Source organism: Buttiauxella noackiae ATCC 51607 (genome assembly GCF_001654865.1).
GTDB lineage: Bacteria > Pseudomonadota > Gammaproteobacteria > Enterobacterales > Enterobacteriaceae > Buttiauxella > Buttiauxella noackiae.
In genome coordinates this window covers 305,247-329,590 of record NZ_LXEO01000017.1, presented here as the reverse complement: position 1 = coordinate 329,590, position 24,344 = coordinate 305,247, and the positions used below count along the sequence as shown (strand labels likewise).

At 43.7% G+C, this 24,344-nt stretch carries 16 protein-coding genes and 1 pseudogene; 10 read left to right on the top strand and 7 right to left on the bottom strand.

Features of this window, described 5'->3' with window-relative positions:
- Window positions 1–61: 61 nt before the first annotated feature.
- The 4 genes from M979_RS09010 to M979_RS08995 all read right to left on the bottom strand — a co-directional run bounded on the left by M979_RS09010 (window position 62) and on the right by M979_RS08995 (window position 3,438).
- Window positions 62–664, bottom strand: a complete 603-nt coding sequence (locus M979_RS09010; protein ID WP_064554555.1) for a hypothetical protein — start codon at window positions 662–664, stop codon at window positions 62–64.
- Window positions 665–695: 31 nt separating this feature from the next.
- Entirely contained in the window at window positions 696–884 is a 189-nt protein-coding gene (locus tag M979_RS09005; RefSeq protein ID WP_048206749.1) for a helix-turn-helix transcriptional regulator, read from the bottom strand.
- A gap of 135 nt (window positions 885–1,019) precedes the next feature.
- Complete coding sequence (locus M979_RS09000; protein ID WP_064554554.1) at window positions 1,020–2,141, bottom strand: tyrosine-type recombinase/integrase; 1,122 nt, start codon at window positions 2,139–2,141, stop codon at window positions 1,020–1,022.
- A 148-nt stretch (window positions 2,142–2,289) separates the two neighbouring features.
- Window positions 2,290–3,438, bottom strand: coding sequence for a hypothetical protein (locus M979_RS08995; RefSeq protein WP_064554552.1), 1,149 nt, complete (start codon window positions 3,436–3,438; stop codon window positions 2,290–2,292).
- Between the two features lie 330 nt (window positions 3,439–3,768).
- Here M979_RS08995 and M979_RS08990 point away from each other — a divergent pair, with 330 nt between their 5' ends.
- From M979_RS08990 to M979_RS08950, 9 genes are all read left to right on the top strand, one after another.
- Window positions 3,769–5,292 (top strand): type I restriction-modification system subunit M, encoded by a 1,524-nt coding sequence (locus M979_RS08990; RefSeq protein ID WP_064554550.1) that lies wholly within the window; start codon window positions 3,769–3,771, stop codon window positions 5,290–5,292.
- On the top strand, window positions 5,282–6,511 hold the full coding sequence (locus M979_RS08985; protein WP_064554548.1) for a restriction endonuclease subunit S: 1,230 nt from the start codon (window positions 5,282–5,284) through the stop codon (window positions 6,509–6,511). The genes M979_RS08990 and M979_RS08985 overlap by 11 nt, the downstream gene beginning before the upstream one ends.
- Window positions 6,508–7,191 carry a YecA/YgfB family protein gene (locus M979_RS08980; protein WP_064554547.1) on the top strand — a complete coding sequence of 228 codons (684 nt, stop codon included), beginning with the start codon at window positions 6,508–6,510 and terminating at the stop codon, window positions 7,189–7,191. The genes M979_RS08985 and M979_RS08980 overlap by 4 nt, the downstream gene beginning before the upstream one ends.
- Complete coding sequence (locus tag M979_RS08975; RefSeq protein WP_244202398.1) at window positions 7,136–8,998, top strand: cold shock domain-containing protein; 1,863 nt, start codon at window positions 7,136–7,138, stop codon at window positions 8,996–8,998. The genes M979_RS08980 and M979_RS08975 overlap by 56 nt, the downstream gene beginning before the upstream one ends.
- A 70-nt stretch (window positions 8,999–9,068) precedes the next feature.
- A complete protein-coding gene (locus tag M979_RS08970; protein ID WP_064554542.1) occupies window positions 9,069–12,353 on the top strand; it encodes a type I restriction endonuclease subunit R in 3,285 nt (1,094 codons plus the stop codon).
- Window positions 12,350–13,105: a M48 family metallopeptidase gene (locus M979_RS08965; protein ID WP_064554541.1), complete on the top strand. Its 756-nt coding sequence runs from the start codon at window positions 12,350–12,352 to the stop codon at window positions 13,103–13,105. The genes M979_RS08970 and M979_RS08965 overlap by 4 nt, the downstream gene beginning before the upstream one ends.
- A 58-nt stretch (window positions 13,106–13,163) precedes the next feature.
- Window positions 13,164–15,002 (top strand): DUF262 domain-containing protein, encoded by a 1,839-nt coding sequence (locus M979_RS08960; RefSeq protein WP_064554539.1) that lies wholly within the window; start codon window positions 13,164–13,166, stop codon window positions 15,000–15,002.
- A 58-nt stretch (window positions 15,003–15,060) separates the two neighbouring features.
- A complete protein-coding gene (locus tag M979_RS08955; RefSeq protein ID WP_064554537.1) occupies window positions 15,061–16,188 on the top strand; it encodes a PD-(D/E)XK nuclease family protein in 1,128 nt (375 codons plus the stop codon).
- Between the two features lie 104 nt (window positions 16,189–16,292).
- A complete protein-coding gene (locus M979_RS08950; RefSeq protein WP_064554535.1) occupies window positions 16,293–17,474 on the top strand; it encodes a restriction endonuclease in 1,182 nt (393 codons plus the stop codon).
- A 136-nt stretch (window positions 17,475–17,610) separates the two neighbouring features.
- On the opposite strand, the pseudogene M979_RS22465 reads toward M979_RS08950, so the two are convergent.
- From M979_RS22465 to M979_RS08940, 3 genes and pseudogenes are all read right to left on the bottom strand, one after another.
- A pseudogene (locus tag M979_RS22465) lies at window positions 17,611–17,727 on the bottom strand (transposase); the annotation flags it as partial.
- Between the two features lie 337 nt (window positions 17,728–18,064).
- Window positions 18,065–19,921, bottom strand: a complete 1,857-nt coding sequence (locus M979_RS08945) for a nuclease-related domain-containing DEAD/DEAH box helicase (protein ID WP_064554533.1) — start codon at window positions 19,919–19,921, stop codon at window positions 18,065–18,067.
- A 628-nt stretch (window positions 19,922–20,549) separates the two neighbouring features.
- Window positions 20,550–22,775 carry a sensor domain-containing phosphodiesterase gene (locus tag M979_RS08940; protein ID WP_064554531.1) on the bottom strand — a complete coding sequence of 742 codons (2,226 nt, stop codon included), beginning with the start codon at window positions 22,773–22,775 and terminating at the stop codon, window positions 20,550–20,552.
- 850 nt (window positions 22,776–23,625) lie between these two features.
- Here M979_RS08940 and M979_RS08935 point away from each other — a divergent pair.
- Window positions 23,626–24,210, top strand: a complete 585-nt coding sequence (locus M979_RS08935; RefSeq protein WP_064554528.1) for a UPF0149 family protein — start codon at window positions 23,626–23,628, stop codon at window positions 24,208–24,210.
- The last annotated feature ends 134 nt before the right edge of the window (window positions 24,211–24,344 follow it).

The following is a 24,344-nucleotide window of genomic DNA, read 5'->3' as shown; positions in this document are numbered from 1 at the left end:
AAGTATTTTTTTCTTATTCAGGTGTGCGGTGTCATTATCGACACCGCTAATTGAGGGGAAATCAGATAAGGGCTGTGCGAATATCCGCAAAAAGTTGCTCTTTGTGTTCATCGTCATTGGTCGCGACGAACGAAACAAACTTATCGCTTACTTTAATAACCACGCCATTCGGGGTCTTTTCTACCATCGGCAGGAGTCGTGAGGAGATAAGGCAATTTGCATGTAACCAACGGAAGCGCATTGCTTCAAATTCGCGACCGCCAAGAGCGGTAGCCAGTTCCTGAAATGCATCATCAAGAGTGTCAGATTTGGCTGATTCACTGACGAGAGTGCCGCCATAGCGGTTAATCAGCATCAGGATAGCCTGCTCGTCGTTCTGAAACAGGCTGATGCCGTATACAAATCTCAGTCGGGCAATGCAGCGATTACCTTCGTAAATAGCCTCGTCAGTCAGGCCGCTTTTGAAAATGCTGGCATAGACGGTAAATGCGGCTTTCACAGCCTCGTCCGAATCAAAATGCTCAATGTGCAGTGCGCGGCTTGCCCGGCCAATAAAGTACAGGCGGTTTTCAACGATACCGATGCCACTGACATCAGAGACAGGGATGATCTTATCGCTTGAGTTCACCAGGTAATCAGTGCTGAGTGTTGTTGAAGTTGTCATAATTTTTTCGCCTTATCAGGAAGTAATATTTTTAACGTGAAATTTGGATGTTCGTGAGTTGCTGCCGTTCCCAGGCCTCCACCTCAGATACTGGAAATCGAATAGCACGGCCCAGCCTGATAAACGGAGGGAGTTTCGCCGGATTTCGGGTGATATCGCTGGCAATCGTGCTGGGTGAAATGCCCCAGCGGAGAGCAAGCTGTTTACTGGTGATGTACATAACGGGGCTCCTCTGAGCAAAAAATAGTTAAGGCTGCTGGCAGCCACTGCCGGGTCCAGCAGTGGCGTGCTCACATTACGAGTTGCGCAGTTAGATGGCACTTCATAAAATTCACAGCTCATGCCGTCAGATTTTTTATTTAAATGTATCAACCACTTGTGATACTACCGCCTGAGCATCCGCTGTATTATGAAAGGCATAGCGGCGGGTGGCAGTGAGTGAATGGTGATTCAGTAACCGGGAGGCCATGGCAATATCGCTGGTCGCCTGTAGCACGCGGGTTGCAAACGTCCGGCGAAGGTCATGTATGCGCAGATTTTCAATGCCAGCATCCCGGCAGATTCGGGCAAAGGTTTCACGCGGATAGCTCAATTGACGAGTGGCGTCAGTAAGGCGAGGAAAAATCCAGCTCATACTGAGTGCCAGTTGTTCCTGTCGCTGAATAATGGACACTGCGGGCTTTGCAAGCGGGCAGGTGAATGGATGCCCTGATTTCGTATCCGGGAGAAGTAACTGCTGTGCATCAGGATGCCAGTAATCCCATTTAAGGGTACAAACTTCGCCAATGCGCATACCGGTATAAAGTGCGAGCAATATGGCATCAGCAGCGGGTGTATTCAGTGCTTCAGCGGCAGCAATAAATAATGGGATTTCCGTGGCAGAAAGTGTGCGATACCGGACGTTATTCTCTTTCAGATAACGAACGTGGGTCATCGGAGAATGATTTATCCATTCAGCACGTACAGCCAGAGAACATATCTTAGAGAGTAGTGCAAGGAGGCGATTTATGGTTGCCGGACGTAATGTTGAACGCAGGTCAGCCGCGAATTTTTCGATTTCACCGGCAGTAATATCACGCAGGCGACGCTGTCCCCAGAAGGGACGGATATAGCGATTGAGCTTCGACAGTTCAGACTGAGGGCTTTTCTTATATAGCTGCATATCAGGAAGCCATAAGTCGTTGATAGCCTGTTCAACGGTATGACGGCGGGACTGTATGGCAAGGCGTTTTTTATTACCAAGCCGAATCATAGTGTTCAGGCGGGCATCTTCAATATCGAGATGTGGGAACGTCCCAAGTGTTTCATAAATACGTTGATTGTTAATGGTCGCCCGAAACGCGAGCGTAATTTGATTGGGATAGACCAGCGCCCTCAGATGGGGGCAGTGAATATCACGGTATTCCTGGCAACCAGTCGTCGGATGTGGCAGTTGCTGAAGTGATTTAGTGCTGAAACGCAGATCAATAATGGACATCGTAGTTCTCCTGTGAATGTGTGCCAGGAAAAATACGATGTCAAGTGAGCTAATTGCGAGTTGTCATTTTCACAGTTCATCATTTCAATTTAGAACTGTGTTTTTTATCTACAGATGACCTTTCTCTGCGGGCCGTGACGCTATGAGTTCATTTAGTCTGAGCAAGTAATAGTAATCGGGTGACATATTCCTCTTTGCTGAGACGACCTACATCGTTAATCTTTGAAGGTAGTCCAAACGCTGTCGATTTTAAGTCCAATAATCCTTTAATAGTTGGGCCGTTTTTTTTAACAGTAAGGCTCTTTCCTTCAAGAAAAAGGATGATTTCTTTGGCTGTGGGTTTCCATTCTGGGAAGATAAGCAGTGCAATGTAAATATAGGTTTTGTATAAGGTCTGGTTTATGTTTTTTTGGATTCCTGTCAGGTTTTCTTTGTTTCTGGGGATGGTTTCATTAATAACAAATTTGTCAGGACAAGTTGGTGTGATTGTATGGTCTTTACCATCAAGAGCATGCTGTATAACTTCATAGGGTAACATTGCAAGGGTAATTAATTGCATCATGGCAGGGTGGTGGAGGTGATTACCTTCAATAAGTCCATGAGTTTTCATTCTTTTTATTATTTGCAAAAGAAAGTGGAAATAAAATCCATTACAAAATCGCGCAAAGAAAAGGAGGGCGGTATCCTGAGGTTCCAGATTTGAAACTTTCGGGAGTGAATTTGTGAAATCTGAGGATTTGATATAGGTTATGATTTTTCTGCGGGCAATTTTGAGTGCTATGTTATGAATGGATATTGAAAACTTACCATTCCAGATGTAGGGTTTGTTATTTTGATATGTTTTTTCATCCGCAAGTGTATCAAGAATATTTAGCAATGTGAGAATCGGATTTGTTGGCTCGTCGGTTGCCTTATTCAGTAATTCTTCCATAAAGGCATCAACTTCCTTTAAAACATTGCCCGGAATTCTATTTTGTTTAATGGAGTTAAGGCCGTAGATATTAATGGTCAGTACGTCGAACTCCTTACGTTGTAGTTTGCACCATTTTTCAAGGTAATCAGTATACTGAAAAAAATTAATATAATTGGACAATAATGCGGAGGGCGCGAATATCTCGATAGAGGCTAATGACGGGCGCATCTTACGCGTGCCATCCGGTTGTTCTTGTGTCATCAGATATAGTAAATCATCCTCAGTGAAAATTTCGGATAATTTATCAATATCAGGCTGATATTTAGCGAGCAGTTGAGCGTTTTTAGGATGCCGGTCAGGGTGTTCAAGATAGTTTTCAAACATAATGTGCCTCTTTATATAGGGCAGATACCCTTTTACTGATGGAGGTTTGCAAGGTAGTGCTTTGATTACAAGAGTATGAGTAGGTTATTTACCCCAACGGTAGTTTTACACCATAGCTTACATCGAGTCTATCCTGCTAATAGTATTAGAATTTATAAGCTTGTAAGCATAAGGGCATCCGTAAGTCATCTGTCAGTATCAATTGGACAATTCCCTTCAAGATACCGCGATTCTGGTGTGTCCAGGGGCGTGTCTTGAGGTATCATTTAACGCAATTTTTTACGATGCAATGCCCTGCATCGCAGGCTTTTCTTCAGACCAGGATGATTCATGAACGACAAAATCAGTCAGGATACGATCAACAAAGCCCTGTGGGCCGCGTGTGATACGTTCCGTGGCACCATCAGTGCTGATACCTATAAAGACTTTATCCTTACCATGCTGTTCCTTAAGTACATTTCGGATGTCTGGCAAGATCACTATGATGAATACAAAGAACAGTATGGCGATGCGCCGGAACTGATTGAAGCGATGATGGCTAACGAGCGTTTTGTGCTGCCAAAAAGTGCCAGCTTTTATGCGCTGTACGAACGCCGCCATGAGCCGGGTAACGGTGAGCGTATCGATCAGGCTCTGCATGCAATCGAAGAAGCCAACGGAACCAAACTGAAAGATGCCGGGAAAAGCGTGTTCCAGGATATTTCGTTTAACACCGATCGTCTTGGCGAAGAAAAACAGAAAAACACCATCCTTCGCCAGCTACTGGAAGACTTCGCCGGTGAAGATCTCAACCTGAAGCCGAGTCGTGTCGGTACGCTGGACGTTATCGGCAATGCTTACGAATACCTGATCAAAAACTTTGCCGCCAGCGGTGGGCAGAAAGCCGGGGAGTTCTATACCCCGCCGGAAGTTTCGGACCTGATTGCTGAACTGCTCGATCCGCAACCGGGTGATACCATCTGCGATCCAGCCTGTGGTTCCGGTTCATTATTGATGAAGTGTGGGCGTAAAATTGTCTCCGGGCATGATAGTCGTAACTATGCCTTGTTCGGTCAGGAGGCGATTGGATCTACATGGTCGCTGGCGAAAATGAACATGTTCCTTCACGGCGAAGACAACCATAAAATCGAGTGGGGCGATACCATTCGTAACCCGAAGCTGCTCGATAAAAATGGCGATCTGATGCTGTTTGATATCGTGACCGCTAACCCGCCGTTTAGTCTGGACAAGTGGGGCCATGATGAGGCCGAGAACGATAAGTTTGGTCGTTTCCGTCGTGGTGTACCGCCGAAGACCAAAGGTGATTACGCTTTTATTTCGCATATGATAGAAACCCTGAAACCGGGAACTGGCCGTATGGGCGTAGTTGTGCCACACGGTGTGCTTTTCCGTGGCTCCAGCGAAGGTAAAATTCGCCAGAAACTGATCGAAGAAAATTTACTGGATGCGGTAATTGGTCTGCCGGAAAAACTGTTCTACGGTACGGGGATTCCGGCTGCGATTCTGATTTTCAAAAAGCAGAAAGTTGATGACAAGGTGCTGTTTATCGATGCCAGCCGTGAATTCAAGGCAGGTAAAAACCAGAACCAGCTTAGCGAAGAAAACATTAAGAAAATCGTCAAGACCTACCGTGATGGCGATAACGTCGAGAAATACGCCTATCTTGCCAGCCTGAAGGAAATTCAGGACAACGACTACAACCTCAATATTCCGCGCTATGTCGATACCTTTGAAGAAGAGGATGAGATTGACCTGGTGGCGGTGCGAGCAGAGCGTGAGCAACTGAAGGTGGAACTGGCAAAGCTGGAAGTTGAGATGGCGGGTTATCTGAAGGAGTTGGGTTATGGCGTTTAATTACGAGATAAATCAACTAGAATTGATGCAGGCAAGAATTAAAAGCGTGCCTCACGGGTGGCAATTCACTTATGTAGGTAAGGCGTTTTGCATCCGTAATAACTTACGGAAGCCGATTAGCGAAGAAGAACGTAGTATGAGTCCGGGCAACTATCCTTATTACGGACCGACTAAGATCCAAGGTTATATTGGCGCTTTTGAACAAGATGGAAGTTATGCTTTGATTGGAGAAGATGGTGATCACTTCCTGAAGTTTGAAAAATATTCAATGACGCAGTTGGTGGATGGGAAATGTACAGTTAATAACCATGCTCATATTATTGAAGGAACGAAAGAGGCCTCAAGAGAATGGTTTTACTACTATTTTATGCATAGGGACATTTTCAGTTTCTTGAGTCGGCAAGGGGCGGGTAGGTACAAGCTAAACAAAGCATCCCTTGAAAAAATGCCTTTGTTGCTCCCTCCTATCGTTGAGCAAAAGAAAATCGCCCAAATTCTGTCGACCTGGGATAAGGCAATTACGGTGACGGAAAAGCTTCTCGCCAACAGTCAGCAGCAGAAAAAAGCCCTGATGCAGCAATTGATTACCGGGGAGAAACGGTTGCTGGATGAGAATGGGGTGAGGTTTAGTGGGAAGTGGAAATGGCTTAGGGCAGCAGAACTGTTTAAGACTATTTCGCAAAAGAATAATTCTGAGGATGAGGAGCTTCTGGCAGTAACTCAAGACCTGGGCGTAATACCTCGTTCGATGTTAGAGCGTAGGGTTGTAATGCCTGATGGCTCAACGAAGGGCTATAAGTTGGTTGTTTCGGGTAATTTTATAATTAGCTTACGATCATTCCAAGGGGGATTGGAATACTCTCGTTATCGAGGATTGGTGAGCCCTGCGTATACAGTGTTAACCCCAATAAAAAAAATAGTAGATGAGTTTTATATGCAATATTACAAATCTTACAATTTTATTGGGCATCTTGCCGTCGCAGTTATTGGAATTAGAGATGGAAAACAAATCAGCTATGAAGATTTCTCTTTTTTGAAACTTCCTTATCCTGAGATTGAAGAACAACAAAAAATCGCCACAGTCCTGTCCGCTGCCGACGACGAAATCGCCACGCTGGAGAAAAAACTCGCTTGCCTGAAAGACGAGAAAAAAGCCCTGATGCAGCAATTACTGACCGGTAAACGTCGGGTGAAAATCGATGAGGCTGTTGCTGCATGAAACTGACGAAAAGCGGGCCGCTGATTGACCGGGAAATCGACTGGCTGGAAGAGGTGTTGCTGAAATACGGCAATGATGGCTCTGTACTCTGTTTCTCTGAGCTGGATGGCTTCCTGACGGCGGTTGTCTCTGGCCCGAATATGATCCCCCCTAATACCTGGCTTAGTGCTATCTGGGGTCGTGGTGACTACCACCCTCACTGGACCACTGAAAAAGAGATGACGCGTTTTGTGGGGCTGTGTTTTCAGCATATGAACGATATCGCTGGCTGCCTGTATGAGGCCCCTGAACAGTTTGAACCGATTTTCAATGGACGTGAGGTGAAGGGGAAGACATATACCATCGTCGAAGAGTGGTGTTTCGGGTATATGAAAGGCCGGTCTCTGGATGACTGGTCAGCCTTGCCAGAGGCCTTACGTCCCTCGCTGGAGGCGATAGCCCTTCATGGTATCGAAAAGAACTTCCCAGTGGTTGAGAAAATGTCACCTGTTCAATTTGAACAGAGTATTACTCTAATTCAGCCTGCGGCACTGGCGCTTTACCAGCACTGGTTGTCGGTGAGAATGTCAGAGGCATCATCCCGGCCTGTTCCCGTGAAGGGGGCAGAAAAACTGCCCGGTCGTAATGACCCGTGTCAGTGTGGCAGCGGTAAAAAATTTAAAAAGTGCTGCCTGCACTGACAAAGCGGAAGGGGGCTTGCTCATGGCAGTGAACAATCTGGATCGTTCCCGGTGGTACATGGGAAATGTTCTCTGGTTTGGAGGCTACAACAGCAAAACGGATCGGGAGAATAACTTTGGCTTTCTCTTATCAGAGAATGGTAATGAGCTGTTTTTTCATAAGAATGAGATAAGCCGGAACTATACACCCGCTGACAATACACCGGTGCTGTTCAGGGAAGGTATAGGTAAAAATGGTAAGCCTACGGCTTTTAACGTTCACATTCTTGATAAAACAGATGAGGAGACGGCTGAGCTCCTCATTGAATATCTCCGGGCTATTATTGAGGAGGGCGTTGATTTCGCTCGTTGGCGTTATCGTGACAGCGTTGTTAATTTCCTCACTCAGTCCTTTGGCGAAAGGGCTATAATTCGGTTAGTTACCAGTGATATAGCTGTTACAAAAGTCTTGCCGCTATTTTTAAAATCACGTAACTACGATAACCAGTTTGCACTTTTCGCCTCTGATAAGAATTTTGATGATTTGACCGCACAACAAATATCTCCTGCGGTCATGCCTTCGTCATTTATCGATAATAACATTGATCAGTTCGCTGTTTGGGTGAAAAGGTGTTCTGCGGCTACGGATTGCCAGGGGGCTTCAACATCGGACATCATCAATGAATTACTCAGCCATATATCTATAAGTGCTATTCTCTACCTGGCATTTTACGATTGTATAAGCAGCGAGCGGATTCTTGAACATCGGCATGATGATATAGAGAATTTTGTTCGACGTAGTTTCACGAAAAATAAAATGGATATACAACCATTTGTCCGTGATGCCTATCAGCAGAAATTCTCATCGAGAGAGCAATTTTATAAACATTCCGTGATTAGTCCTTTTATCAATACGTATTTGATTAAACAGAAGATGTTCAGGAAAGATTTCAGTTTTGTTAATGATATCGAGTCGAATACTGAAATTTCTTCTGATCCTGAATACTTCATTCTGAGTAAATTGTTACCGTTGCTTGGGCGCAACGATGAACAGTCCGTTCTGAGTATTATTCTGCATGAGATATGGCACGGAGTCTTGTCGGGTAAAATTCCGGTAAATCATCCTTCTGTTTTCAAATTGTTCCCACAATGTAGTTCATTACAAATTCGTTTCCCAAGTTTAGAATTATCCTGTGAGGCGTTTCACTGGAATGCAAAACAACCTGACGGAACGATAGAGAAAAAATTCCTTTGTCGTTCGAAAATCTGCCATGATCCGCAGGTACTACCCGACCTCAGTCGGGATTACATCGACTTCACTATTTATGACTGGCTTGCCCACTATGGCATGACCTATCTGATTGCAGGCGAACCTTCTAAGCGGGATTTCCCAATTAAACTGGCTGGGTATTTCAACCGTATCAGAGAATTACATTCCCGCTTGCATTGCCGAAGTTGTGGGGTGCTGATGGTTCCAGATATGAAATATGCTCGTGTCGAAGTCAGCGTCTGGGATACAAAGTCGAAAGGATTTGTGAAAAAACCTTTCCAGGCCGCGTATCGCCTGACCGTTTTTAAATGTGCCAGTCATTCCTGCGAACAGTTTGGTATCGGGCATTACATTAATCACTGTATTGGTTACAAATGTAGCGAAATAATTGACGGCAGAGATTTGCATGAAAAATGTTCAGAAGGACGATTTATTTGTGCATCCTGTGGTTCCTGCTGTACGACGCATCAGGAGAAATTTGGTAATGTAAACAAGGGTGAAACAGAACAGGTCAAGTACAATCGCCTTTATCGGGACTCGCCGTTCTTTTCATCATAAGTCTTCGCTCATTTTTGAGTATGTCCGTACAGACATACAGTGTCACCTCTTAGCCAAGAAGGATTACCGGGTGGATAAGCACTACCAACCTAAATTCCAGGAAGAATACAGCGCCAAAATCCCGGCACTGACGTTACTGACCAGCCTCGGCTGGACGTTTTTACCCCCGAAACAGATTATGGATTACCGGGGCTATAAACAGGATGAGGTGCTGCTGCGTCCGGTTCTTCGTGAGGCGTTGTCTAAGCGTTCCTTTATGGCGGGTGGTAAAGTCTGCCAGTTATCGGAAAAAGCGCTGGATAACCTGATATCACAGGTCTGTTCACCGGCACTGAATGAAGGGCTGCTGAAAGCTAACGAGCGAATGTATAACCATCTGCTCTACGGGATCGCTGTCACGGAATTTGTCGATGGCAAGAAGGTGAACCCCACGATCGCGCTGATTGACTGGGAGCATCCGGAAAATAACCAGTTCCATTTTACCGAAGAATTTACGGTATTGCGGTCAGGTGGTGTCGAAACCCGCAGACCGGATATTGTCTGCTTTGTTAATGGTATCCCGCTGGCAGTCATTGAAGCGAAAAGCCCGGCAGGTCACGGTAAGAAAGGGCCAACCATTGACGAGGGGATATCTCAGAGTATCCGTAATCAGCTCAACGATGAAATCCCGCAGCTGTTTGCTTACAGCCAGATATTACTGTCGATTAACGGGTATGACGGGCGCTACGGTACCTGCCATACGCCAATGAAATTCTGGGCAGCATGGCGTGAAGAAGATATAACCGATCCGCAGATGCATGCTCTGCGCAACCATCAGTTATCGACGGAACAAATGCATGCTTTGTTTGATCATCGTCCTTCAGCCGATCTCGACTGGTACCAACAGTTAATAGCCGCTGGTGAACTGGCTGTCAGTGGACAGGATAAGCTGCTTATCAGTCTGCTTTCGCCGGAACGTCTGCTGGAGATGACCCGCTTCTTCACCCTGTTTGATAAAAAGACCGTGAAGATAGTCGCTCGCTATCAGCAGGTGTTCGGCATTAAAAGACTGCTGGAACGCATCAGTACCCGCAGACCGGATGGGGGCAGAGAAGGTGGGGTGATCTGGCATACCACGGGTTCCGGCAAATCGTACACTATGGTGTTCCTCAGCAAGGCGCTGATTCTTCATGACAGCCTGAAGCAGTGTCGTATTGTGGTGGTGACGGATCGTGTAGACCTTGAAGGGCAGCTCAGCGGCACTTTCGCCTCTGGTGGTGAACTGGCCGGGAAGGATGATAAGGCCAAAGCGATGGCGACCTCAGGTCAGAAGCTGGCACAGCAGATTGGCTCTGGTAAAGAACGTATAATCTTTACCCTTATTCAGAAATTTAACTCAGCGACAAAATTGCCTGAATGCGTTAATACCAGCCCCGACATCATCGTTCTGATTGATGAAGGACATCGCAGCCAGGGCGGTGAGAACCATGTGCGAATGAAACTGGCCCTGCCGAATGCCGCCTTTGTGGCATTTACCGGTACACCATTGCTGAAAGAAGATAAGACCACCAATAAATTCGGGCCGATTGTCCACGCTTATACCATGCAGCGAGCGGTAGAAGATCAGGCGGTGACGCCTCTACTTTACGAAGAGCGTATTCCTGATCTTGAGGTAAACGATCGGGCAATAGATGCATGGTTTGATCGTATTACCGATGGGTTAAGCGAAGCGCAAAAAGCCGACCTTAAGCGTAAATATGCCCGTAAGGGTGAGGTTTATAGTGCAGATGACCGCATCCGTCTGATTGCGTTAGATATCGCCACACACTTCTCGAAGAATATTGATGAGGGGCTGAAAGGCCAACTTGCCTGCGACAGCAAGATTTCCGCCATCAAATATAAAAAGTATCTTGATGAAGCCGGGTTGTTTGAGTCAGCTGTAGTTATCAGCCCGCCGGATACCCGGGAAGGGAATACCGAAGTGGATGAAAGCAAACTGCCGGAAGTGACGAAATGGTGGAAGGATAATGTCGGCACGCAGGATGAGTCTGTGTATACCCGTAATGTCATCAGTCGTTTCGATACCGATGAGAAGCTCAAATTGCTGATAGTCGTTGATAAACTGCTCACCGGGTTTGATGAGCCGAAGAATACCGTGCTGTATATCGACAAGCCGCTTAAATCACATAATCTTATCCAGGCTATTGCCCGGGTGAACCGACTGCATCCACTGAAAAAGTTTGGCCTGCTGATTGATTATCGCGGCATTCTTGCTGAACTGGACACGACGATCGGTAAATATCAGGATCTGGCCTCCCGAACTCAGGGGGGATACGACATCAAGGATATTGATGGGTTGTACAACGCTATGAGTTCTGAATACAAACGTCTGCCTCATCTGTATAACCAGCTGTGGGCCATATTTGCTGGTGTCAAAAACAAAAATGATACTGAGCAGTTACGTGCGGTACTGGTGCCTAAAATGGAAGAACGTGACGGAGAGATGGTCGATATCCATCAGAAAACCCGTGATGATTTCTTTGAGGCGTTAACGGCCTTTGCCGGATGCCTGAAAGTGGCACTGCAGTCTGCAACCTTCTTCACCGACAAGAGTTTTACGGAACAAGACCGAAATCTCTATAAAGAAACCGTAAAACAGATGTCCAGCCTGCGCCAGTGGGCAATGCAGGTCAGCGGCGAGCAGGTCAATTATGACGACTACGCTGAGCAGGTGAAAAAATTGCTGGATAAGCATGTCACCGGCGTTGAGGTTCGTGAACCCGATGGCGTGTATGAAGTCGGTAAAATGGGCAAGAGCGAAAAACCCGAAGAGTGGGATAACAATAAAACCCGCAATGAAACCGACATCATTAAAACCCGTGTGACGAAGATGATTGAGCAGGAGCTGCGTGATGACCCGTACGCTCAAGAGGCATTTTCCAGACTCCTGCGCATGGCTATCGAAGAAGCAGAAAAACTGTTCGACCATCCACTAAAACAGTATCTCCTATTCCGTGAGTTTGAAGAAAAAGTTGAAGCCCGTAAGCTCAGCGACATCCCGGATGCACTGGCGGTGAACAAGTATGCTCAGGCGTATTACGGTGTATTTAAAAAAGAGCTACCTGAGGTTTTTGCGGTAAACGATGTTCAGGTGCAGGAGAAGTGGACGAAGCTGGCTTTTGAAGTGGACAGTATCATCGTCAAAGCAGTGGCAGAAAACTCCCTAAACCCTCAGGATATCGAGAAAGCAGTCAAGACAAATCTCTTACCGCTACTGTTTACGGCCTGCCGGGAAATAGGTGCCGGAATGAACCAGGTAAACCGTATTGTGGAAACTATCATCCAGATACTGCGCGTTGGTTTGATGAAATCATGAGTGAAAAAGAGTCGCCAGCAATGAAAGCGTTACGCATTGTCTATGGTGATGAAGCCATTATCGTACAGTGTGTTCCGCGTCAGGTCGTTAAGGGCAGGGTGCTCATCAAGGTGCATCCGGACTGCCGGGTTGTGGCCTCTGTACCACCAGAAACACCTGAGCACGAGGTGTTGTCTGCGCTGAAAAAACGAGGGCGCTGGATATATCAGCAACTACTTGATTTCAGGGAGCAACAGACGCACATTGTTCCGCGTCAGTATGTCAGTGGCGAAAGTCATTACTATCTTGGCAAGCAATATCAGTTGAAAGTGACAGAAGACGCTACTGCACCGCAACGAGTGAAAATGTTGCGTGGGCGTCTGGAAGTGACGGTCAGACACAAATCGGCTGAAAAAGTTAAAGCGTTGCTGGCTGAATGGTATCGGGAACGCGCCAGAGATGTCTTCCAACGCAGACTAGATTTATTGATACCACAGACCCTTTGGGTTAGTGAGTGTCCGCCGATACGTTTGCGGGCGATGCAAACGCAATGGGGTAACTGTTCTGCAAAAGGTTGTCTGACCTTGAACCCATGGCTGGTTAAGGCATCCTCAGAATGCATCGATTATGTCTTGCTACATGAGTTATGCCATGTGGCTGAGCACAACCACAGCGAAGAGTTTTACCGTCTGATGGGGCAGGTTATGCCGGGCTGGGAAAAGGTCAAGAAACGGCTGGATGGCATGGCTGGGATGTTGTTGGCTGATATGTAACTTATCAATATGAGTTCTTAAGGGTTTGGTCAGTCTCGTTAATGCAGGGAGTATAATAATGAGTAAGTTAGATAATAAAATTGAAGCACGCCATCGTAATTTGTTTGATGTTCTAAATGCGCAAAAATATACCGTTGATTACTTTCAGCGCGAGTATAGCTGGGGTGAGAAACATATTGAAGAGTTGGTTACAGACTTAACATCTGCGTTTCTCAATGAATACACAGTCGGTGATTCTCGGGAGCAGGGTGAAAACTACAATAATTATTACTTAGGACCATTTGTTGTGAGTAGTAAAGATGGGAAACGGAGTATTATTGATGGTCAGCAACGACTGACTTCATTAACTTTATTTCTAATTTACCTCCATAACCTTCAGAAAGAACTTAAATATGAAGAGAAAATAGAATCAATGATTTTCTCCGAGCTACGTGGCAGCAAATCATTCAATATAGTAGTTGAAGACAGAATTGCTTGCATGGAAGCATTGTTTAATTTTGGTAGCTATAGTTTAGTTGATGGGGATGATGAGTCAACCCATAACATGGTGGAGAGATATCAGAATATCACAGATGCTTTTCCTGATGAGTTAAAAGGTCAGGCTTTTCCTTTTTTTATCGACTGGCTTAAGTATAACGTTATTATGGTTGAGATAGTTGCCTATTCAGATGAAAACGCATATACCATCTTTGAGACTATGAATGACCGAGGATTGAATCTTACTCCGTCCGAAATGCTTAAAGGTTTTTTACTTTCACGCTTTCATCAGGGAGATAAACGCCAAAAGGCAAATGAACTCTGGAAAAAAGCGATGATGGATTTAAAAAACTATGACAAAGATGAAGACCAACGTTTTTTCCAGTCATGGTTGCGAGCTCAATATGCTGATACAATACGCCCGGGTAAAGCTGGTTCAAAAAATGAAGACTTTGAAAAAATAGGTACGCGTTTTCATAGTTGGGTTAGAGATAATCTTCAGGCGGTGGGATTGGACCCAGATAATGGAGAGACATTTGAACGATTTATACAAAAAAACTTTTTGTTTTATTTAAATGCTTATACACAAATACTGAATGCTGAGAGAGCATTAACGCATCAACTGGAATATGTATTTTATATCCACCATTGGGGTATTGCACCTACTTTAAGTTTCCCTTTGATGTTGGCTCCATTAAATGTTGGTGACAGTTCTGAAGTTGCGAGAGCCAAAATAAACCTGGTGGCTCGCTATATTGAAACGTTTGTTGTTCGCCGTTCTGTCAATTTCCGTAAATTCTCTGCCAGTTCTATTCGTTACACAATGTACAGTCTTGTTAAAGAGATTCGTGGTAAAAGTTTTGAAGAATTAAAAGATTTATTATCTAAGAAGTTATCCGAAATGCCAGATACTTTTGCAGGAATGGAAGAGTTTCGTCTCCATGGTCAAAACTATCGTTTTGTGAAGTTTTTGCTTTCTCGTATAACTGCGTGGGTTGAGCAGCAAGCTGGAATGAGTACAACCTTCATTACATATTATCAGCCAGAACACGGTAAGCCATTTGAAGTCGAGCATATTTGGGCCGATAAATATGAACGTTACTCTGATGAGTTTGAACAAGAGCACGAATTTAACAATTACAGAAATCGCTTAGGTGATTTGGTTTTATTACCTAGAGGCTCAAACCAGTCATATGGTGATTTGTGTTACGATCAAAAGCAACCTCATTACATCAAAGAGAATCTCCTGGCTAAATCGTTATGCCCATTGGCATATATGAATAGCCCTAATTTCAATCAGTTGAGAAATGTATTCGGATTGCCTTTCAAACCACATGATTCATTTAAAAAACAAGATGTCGATGAACGACAGTCTTTGTATAAAATAATTTGTGAGAATATTTGGGACCATAATTTATAGCAAAGTTAGGGTGTTAATTAAGCTGTAATGGCATCATGATTTTTAAAAGGAGGTTGAATTGCGTTCTGAAACGTTTTTTGTCAAATTTATTGAACAACTGAAGGGCATTTCGGTTGAAGATGATGTTGAATTCAATTTTTTTGAATTGGGAGGTTCCGGATATCTCGAAAACCCAACAACGGATTTGATGGCTTTGTTTATGGGAGCCCAGAAAATGGTGCCGCCATGGTTGCTAAAAGCATTGTTATGTTGCCTGGATGATTCCCTAGATGTTGATGAAATTGATTTCACCTCTCTGGAATTAATGAGAGAAGCCAGAACAGAGGATGGGAAATATCTTGATATTCTTATCAGACATGATGAATTCATCATAGGTATTGAGCATAAAGTCTTGGCTGATACATATAATCCTTTTCCCAGCTATGTAAGTCTCATTGATAGTTACGGCGGCAACAATCAAAATCTATTTCGTTGTATATTAAAGCCTGATGGTAACTGCGCTAAAGGCGTAGACGGTTGGCAACTTATCAATTATTCACTGCTGCTGGAAACCGCCATCCGACGTCTGGGGTCGGAGATGATGAATCAAGAGTTCAGCAAGTGGACTGTTTTTTATCAGGAGTTTTTAAGTCATCTTAAAAAATTGAGTGAGGTTAGTATGGATAAGGTATCTGATAAAAATGTGGAGTTTGTCACTGAAAATTTCACAGCTTTGATAAAATCGGTTCAATTGCTGGAAATGTACCAAAATGCTATCACCGAGGAAGCTAAATCGGTTGTCTCAGAGGTATTGCCTGATATTCATATTGCAACAGGTATTAATAACTGGAAGGGTTACTATAAAGCAATTCATCTGATGCCGGGATGCTGGGGGCAAGGTAAAACAGGAATTACGTTAGTTTATCGCCCTTCACAGGATGGACGAGTTGAAGCTGAGTTCTACGTATATGGCTGGATACATTCAGATGATTATCCTGAAGTTAATGCACTAAAAGAAGAAATAAGAGTTGCTTTAAGTGCTGGAGATTTCATTCCAACAGCTAGCCCTGAGGACTACGAAGTATCAATTACTGGGAAGGGGAAAGTGCTTGAACTGAGTTTTTGGGGGAATACGAGAAGCAAAAAAGATGCACTGGTTCTTCTTAAGGATATGACTAAGTGGATGGACTCAAAAATAAGAACATAAAGTAATATGACTGAGTGGTGACGATCTTTTTTAAATTGTGGATTATTAGGTTGGTAATTGAAGCGCCGAATAGACAGATATTGGAATAAAAGGAGAATATTCAAATGATTTATCAGTGTGATACTTGCAGTAGAACGACTTTTGAGATTAATTGTCCCTGGTGTAGTGGAGTTTCGCCTGTAAAAACGTCTTCATGGGGTTCAGCATCATCGACCTCACAAGCAATAGATATACAACGTATGACACCATTGAATCCATCGTTTTATCCCGAGTTTCAGTATCGTTCAAAGGGTGTTCTGAAAGATCTATTTGGGAAAAAGAAAGAACAAACTCAGCTTAATCAATTGCTTGAAAATGTTCTCGAAAAATACTCTAATTTAAAAGATCCATATTTTACTAACTTCATTTACACTTCCAGATTCTCACATAATAATAAATCGGAAGCTGATTTCTCAACAGATAATGGCACATACTCCGAATTACAACTTTTCCGTGAGGTGTTGGTCAGAAAAGGGTTCAATGAGCTTGAGGAGTTACCTGAGCTATTAGATAAATTACTCCTTACCACGTCATTTAACGCTCTTTATTATGGTTTCGCTAAGGAAGTTAAACGGCATATTAAATCTACACTTACTGAATCCTTGAAGTCATGGATTGAGGAAGCGGGCACCACTTTTCGGGCAGATCTTTCATTATTTCTATTCTATATATGGAGTAATAATATAGAGTTCTCATCAGTAGAATTCAATGAAAAAGCGGAGACCACGCCTGGTGTCCCTTTGGTTTTATTTGATGAAGTTAAAAAATACTTGGCTGTGTGCGAACGTATTTATTTTGATATTCTGGTTGATAGGTTAGCTACACGCCTTGAGCATTTTAACCCTAATAAATTCGTCACCATGTATTTAGTTGATGCAATGGACGGTTTCCAGTTCGAAGATTTCCTTGTGGAAATATTCCAGACTATGGGTTATGACGTCAAAGAAACCAAGAGAACGCAAGATCAGGGTGCAGATCTTTTCGTCACTCGATTTGGTAAGGATATGGTTATTCAGGCGAAAAATTATTCTGGTTCTGTAGGTAACTCGGCGGTGCAGCAGGTGATCTCTGCTAAAACGTTCTATGGTTGTGATGAGGCGATGGTTGTGACTAATTCCTACTTCACACGCTCAGCTAAAGAGTTAGCTGAGTCAGCCTTGGTGCGTCTGATCGACAGGGATGAACTACAAAAGTATCTGGACGATTACAATCAAAAGATAATCGAAGATTTCCAGTCAAACTCATAGTTTTGAAACATTTGAGAAGCCATTCAGACACTGATATGAATAGGTAAGTTTCCGTTTCAGGGGACTTACCTGTAAAGTTTCGGTGCTTAATATTAATCCATGTGCGATATTGCTGGAGGTTTGCTAGGCAATGGATGTAATAGCTGGCTTCAGAAATAGCAGCCTCACGACACACATCTTTGACGGTTCGACCAGCTTCTACAGTTTTCAGAACGGCAATGATCCGGTGCCCGATGAATCGGATCTTACGCATAGCGATCTCCTCAGGTGACAAAATCAGTATGTCGGAAGATCTCTAAAAATGAATGGGTGCGTTTTGGTGGGATACTTACATAAGCAAATGACTCGGCAGAAGTATCTATGCTGAGGGATTTCTGTAGCTGTCAACTTTTGGAGTACTCTGCAAGGGGACTTGAGTAGGCATGATTTATGTATATGTGCAGTAAATCTTTTCTGTTAGCACTCGATAGACGAGCGTCTTAGTAGACCTAGAGGCTTTGGTCAGGGGCATGCTTAGTGCTGTCTCTGGTTTGTCAGGTACAGATTTTGAATCAGTACTGCAAGAGGAGGACGGGTGATCCTCGCTTATTTTATAGATATTCAAAAGAAGGCCAACTTTTACCATACTCACACAATGCCGATGATTGAGATACAACGGTTAAGCTACTGCCATCAGGATGACGCTTGAGCCTTGTTAGCCCCGTGTACAATAAGGCCAAGGTTTTATGGTTAGCTTCACCGTTTTCAATAAATAGCACCAGAGACCTGGACTCCCACCCCTTAAAACTGTGGAGTGTCGTTGCTTTTATTCGCGCATCTCCCATATAAAAGCCGATCTTTTGCCGACGAGACTCCTTTTCATCAGCATCAAATGTATGGACAGCGCGAATACCTCTATAACCAAGTTTTTTTACGACTTCGAGGCCAAATTTACGGGAGTTGCACAAAAAAGTCAGATCGGCAATGGCGAGAGTCTCCGACGAGGCGGATGTTGATAACCGTAGTAATTCCTCGCAGCAAATATCCGTTACATCACCATTAACAACGTGCACCCACCTAAGTCCGCAAGGTTCAAGCCCCATATCGATCTGATCGCTTTTAGGCAGGTTAACCATTTCTGGGGGCAAAAATTGACGTGCAAAATCAGCTGCTTTTTCCATAGCTAATTGGGGTAAACGATAACTTACATCAAGTTCAGCCCAACTACCGCTGAATCCTGCGCCAATCATTGCCTCATCGGTCCATGATTTTGCCGTGCCATAGATATCTTGTGTGGCATCGGCAACCAATAGCATCTCGCAGTCTGGCTTCCCCGCTTTGCGTAATACCGACCACCAATTAGGTAAAAAGTCCTGTCCTTCATCAACTAAAATTGCGTCATATTGTGATAGAAAATTATTACCAGACGCATCAATAATTTTCTCCGCCAATGCTGGCAGATAAAATTTCAATACCTGTTGGACTGAATGTGTTGTCCAGAGATTATCGTATTCTTCGGCATATCCTTGTTCCAGGCAGATGCGTTTACACCAATAATGAAAATTGAGCCATGTGATATCAGAACGTGTTTTACCTTTTGCCTGTGGCCAGCGAACGGCTATATCCATTAAATAATGCAAGAGCGTGATATTAAAGGTGACGACCAGAACTTGTTTACCTTGACCAAGTAGTTCAGCTGCACGAGCGGCCAGCACCAATGATTTACCCGAACCTGCAGCACCACGGATTCGTCGGTAACCTGACTTAGTTCGGCTAGTGACAAAGCTGCGTTGAACTTTGTCCAACATAATTGGTTTTCGTTGTGTTTCAGAGAAATCAGGTTCTATCAGCCAGTTTCTAAGATCTTTGTACATCAAATCGCTCATTTGACCTGAATAGAGGCGACGAGCCTCAGGGAATACGGCGTATAGGTCACCGCTGTGCAGAGCGTTTTTTCCAGAAATTGGATTGTACTGTGGATATTGAGACATTTTGCGATATTTTAGGCTGGGAGCAAACAGTTTTTTGACATAATTATCATTGGCAAAGGGGAAAATCGTCCCGGCGGTGATGACAGAAAAACCTGCCCCTCGCTGCAACCGAGGGCAATAAAGGTTATATAACTCTTCTTTGTATTGGTAAACCTTCTCAATAGGATTGTCGCGTTGTAAGGAAAAAGACATGCCGTCTTTTGTGGCGATCAACGTTGGCAGTGAGCTAGTATTGTGTTCCATACGGTAGGACATGGCATTAAAATCCCAGTCCTTAACTTCAAAAACTGCAATACCAACCTTTGGGTTAAGCAAGACAAAATCAGGTCGTAGTCCATTAAGATGCGGCTGGATGTAGATCTCCCATTCTTCCGGTAGGTGATGGTCAAAGAAATTAAAGACCATACGCTCGCCGTCGGTAAGTGGCTGACGCAGCATATCCAACTGAGATCTATCAGGAGAGGTAAAACGCGCCATCAACGCCCCTAGTCCAAGTGTCCGAATAAATCACGCCGAATTTATTCACTCATTAGCCAATTGGTAAAAGCTTATTACAGCGTAATGAATCCTGCCATCAAAATTATTTTAGTCGTCTGTGCCTTTTCTGTGCTCAACGCTATCCATGACTATCTATTTTCTGTTAACTACAGCAAAGAGGGATAGTCAACACCAGCTAAGTCCTGCTATAAATAACTATTTAACACCATGAACCTACGTAGAATTTAAAATCCCTCGGCGTACGCGCTGTGCGGGTTCAAGTCCCGCCCCGGGCACCATGGGAAACATCAGAATAATCAAAGCAATAAGCAGTGTCGTGAAACCACCTCCGGGTGGTTTTTTTATGCCTGAAATTCATATCCTGTGTTCATAGGCTGCAATTAACAGCAAACTACAGCCTGATATTGTAAAATCAGCCACGTTGCGTCAAGCGTGGGGAAGGGGCTGTGTGGTTGCTGTAGGATTGTCTTCTTCCCGCCACGCTATATTTCATCATGTCGCGCTTTGATTTTTTACGTCAAAGCAACACGGCAGCCTATAGGATTGTTGGGCTGCCGTGTCGTTGAGCGGTTTCTGAGTAAAACGCGATAACTAATTTAATATAAAGCTACAGCTCTGCTTGTTCTACCGGAATAGGTTTCCCTATATGGTAGCCCTGTAACCAGTCAATACCCATCTCGGTTAGCAATTGCGCTATTTCTTCGTTTTCCACAAACTCCGCAACAATTTCCATATTTTTCAATTTTGCCATTTCACAAAATGATTTAACGGCACAGTAGCTGAATGGATCATCAATAATATTTTTGATAAAAGAACCATCAATTTTTAATATGTCTGCATTCAGAATACGCAATCTGTCATAACTGGAGGAACCAGTGCCAAAATCATCAATGGCAATTTTACTGCCTGCATTACGTAGGCTCCTCAGGATGTCTGACGCATTATCGTTATCAAGAATCTCGGATTCAATAATTTCAAAAATAATACGGTGAGGAGCTATGCTGTACTTTTTGAATAATGTAGAGACATTATCCAGGAAGTCAGTTTGATATAGTGACTCTGGTGTCAGGTTGATTGAAAAATAGCAATCAGGGTCTGAGGTTTTCCGGCTCTGCATAAAACGGAATGTCTGTTCAATTACCGTGATGTCCAGTGCAGGCAGCAGGCCACCTTTGCGGGCCAAGGGAAGGAATGTATCAGGGAAAATTAATTTGTCATCTGCTGTTTTGAGACGAATAAGGATCTCATGGTAGTGAATTTTCCCCCGAACAGAGATGACGGGCTGTGCAGACAACACCGTTGAGACAATTGGTTGCGCCATGAGCATCAACGATTGTCTATCGATAGCTTGTTGCAGAACATCGCGTATCACCCCTGATTCAACAATGTTATCTCCCGGAACTGTCGGGCTCAGTGACAACGGCCTCCCATGCAGTAAGGAGATATAACTGTTTATATTTAACTGTTTTATTGCTTCTGATAAGTTGCGGATGATTCGTTTATCACTAGTATACGCGACCCCGCAATTGAGCCCCAGGATAGATGTTTTCCACTGAAAACGGAAAACTCGCAGTGAACGGTAAAATACCGGTACGTCCGGAAGAGTGTTCAGCCTGAGAATGATACCGTGGCCAGGGCTGTAATAAACCTGGTCACAGCATGGTAGTAAACCTGTTATGTACGAACTTAACGCTTTAACGAATTCAAAACGGAATTCAACACCATAAGTCTGCTCCAGCTCATTTAGTTCGGGGCAACGAATCAGGCATAATGCTTCAGCTGAGTGCTTATCTATATCCATACTCAGAGCCTGAAAATTCAGAAGCCCGGTGTTTGGCTCGGAGCGGTATAGTCTGCTGACATGTTGGGAATATTTTCGGTTATGTGCAGATATCACTCCTGTCGCAACAATTGTCAGCGAGAAAATAAAAATTGTTGTAGATGATATAATTAGACTATGCAGATGGTTGGCATTTGTAAGAGTATTTGCTATTGAAATATACCCATCAATATAATTCCCCAGCAAGGCAAGTATAATTACCCATACAGGAGCCACCAACGCATGCCCAATACGTACTGTTCCCCATAACATTACCGGTAATAACCACAGCAATGAATAATCTGTAAAGAGCAACGTATTTATATTATTTGAAATCAGACAATACATAATAATGAGCAGTAAAAACCACCAAATTGCCTGATATAAAATGGATGGTCCTGATTTTACGGATGCCTTTACGTGCCTTAAGTACTGAAGACCCCATGCAGGTTTATGGCAGACCCGAAGTAAAAGATAACAAAAGGGAATACCTGTAATACACGAGTTCATCATCCACTGCAGATTAATCAGTGTCTGTACCGTAAAAATTTCAGTGGCTGATTCTGGATCAAAATTAGCCTGAAGCCAGTGATGAAATATCACATATAAAAGAGAGTTACAGCAGACAAGCCAGCCAATACGCCGCGGGGTTAACTGGCTTCGCCCAAAACTGACCGCGCCACGTTTTCCTGTGTTCCAGTAATAGAGTAACTGACTGATCAGTGCAGCCATGAGCTGGGATGTGAGAGTTAGCTTTGCTGATAACGGATGACAGGAAATCGAGTAAAGGAAAAACACTCCCAGGATAGGAAGCGCCTTCTTTCTGTATAACACCAGCAAAGCAGAAATCAGCGGTAGTGTAAGGTCATAAAACCGGATTGTTGCATCTGCTATATGTTCCTGAGCGGTAAGAGACTCAGCCAGAAACTGAAAGAAGAAAAATGCCACGGTGATGCAAAAAGGGCCCATCATTCTTTTTAGTAAAATATCATCTTTGGCTTCTGCCAATATCATGCTTTTTCTCTGCTTAATATGTTTGTTTTTATAGATGGATATATTTAATGTGTAAAATTACACATTAAATATGCTCGAAATTTCAGAATATTTCTTTACTGCTACTGTAAGGCGTGATAGCCGTGAAAACATTGGTTCTGAATTGGATTGATAAAACAACCATAATCAGCCACCAAAACAGATGAAAGAGACATTCCTGTATTACATAAATGATCGTTCAAAATGATCAACGAATCAATATAAATAGATTGTTTAATAGATTTTTAAGGCTACCAATCAAAAAAATAATAGCCAAAAACTATCAAAAATGTATTTGTTAAATCTATGTGATTTAATGGTTTCGGAACTTTGGATTCCTGAGTGATACAAGCACGTGTAAACGGAGATTCAATAAGTGATCCGAATCTACCAGGACTTTATCATTTTTCCTGGTTTAACTGTTTTATACTCAAAGCTTATTTCTTTAATGACGTCCTCATAGTGTCCGATTTACGTTGCTGATATTTATGTGATCGCGAAGGCTAGCTAAAAGTATGAAGGCAGTAGAAAAATGGTGCCTTCGCTGTGCTCACAGTTCTCAATGACTATCCAGTCCAGCACAATTCAGCGGAGGTGGGCGACAAATGCCACCTTGAGCATCATGGTAATTTGATAATCAAATCAATGATGAGCATTTTCGTCAGATGCCTTTTGGTGGTTTTGTTCTCTGGATGAAAGGTTTTTATGAACCCACGCTGACAAATCTTTCATTCCTGGATGAATATCACGGCATACTACGCGCTGAAATCAATCGCATGGGTCTTTGTATCAACATTGGCTTAAAAATCGCACAACTTCGGGAGAACGCAGTATGAATCAAGGGCCACTAAACGAAGAAGAATTGGAATGGCTGGATGATACACTCACTCAGTACGGTAACGATGATTCCGTGCTGGATGTGTCCGAGTTGGATGGAATGCTCACTGCTATTCTTTCTGCCCATGGAACGATTCAACTCTCGCAGTGGCAAACTGCACTTTGGGGCGGTGAATCACAACTGCCTCATTGGGAAAGTGAAAAGGAGCAGCAACACTTTAACAATCTCGCATGCCAACATATGAACGATATTGCGGAGCGCCTGTGTCATGCTCCGGATCAGTTCGAGCCGCTATTTGGTTTACGTGAAATTGATGGTAAGGAATACACCATTGTAGAAGAGTGGTGTTTTGGCTATATGCGTGGTGTAGAACTGAGTAATTGGGAAGCATTGCCAGAACAACTGGAAACTGTGCTGGAAACGATAGCACTACATGGTGATGAAGCGCACATTGCAAAGCTTGAGCAAATGACTGAGCAAGAATATGAAGCCAGCCAGGCCGCAATTGGTCCTGCTGCGTTACAACTGTATCGTTACTGGCAAGAAAAGCGTGAGGCTGAGTCGGAAGTTTTACATTAATTGCACACCGCAAAATTTTTCTTTTAATAACCAGGCAGCATTCAGTGTGCTGTCTGGCTGCTGCAAAATGCTTATAACCACAATTGATTCTCATCTGTGAAAAATAGCCTAAATCGTAATATATACTTCTATGC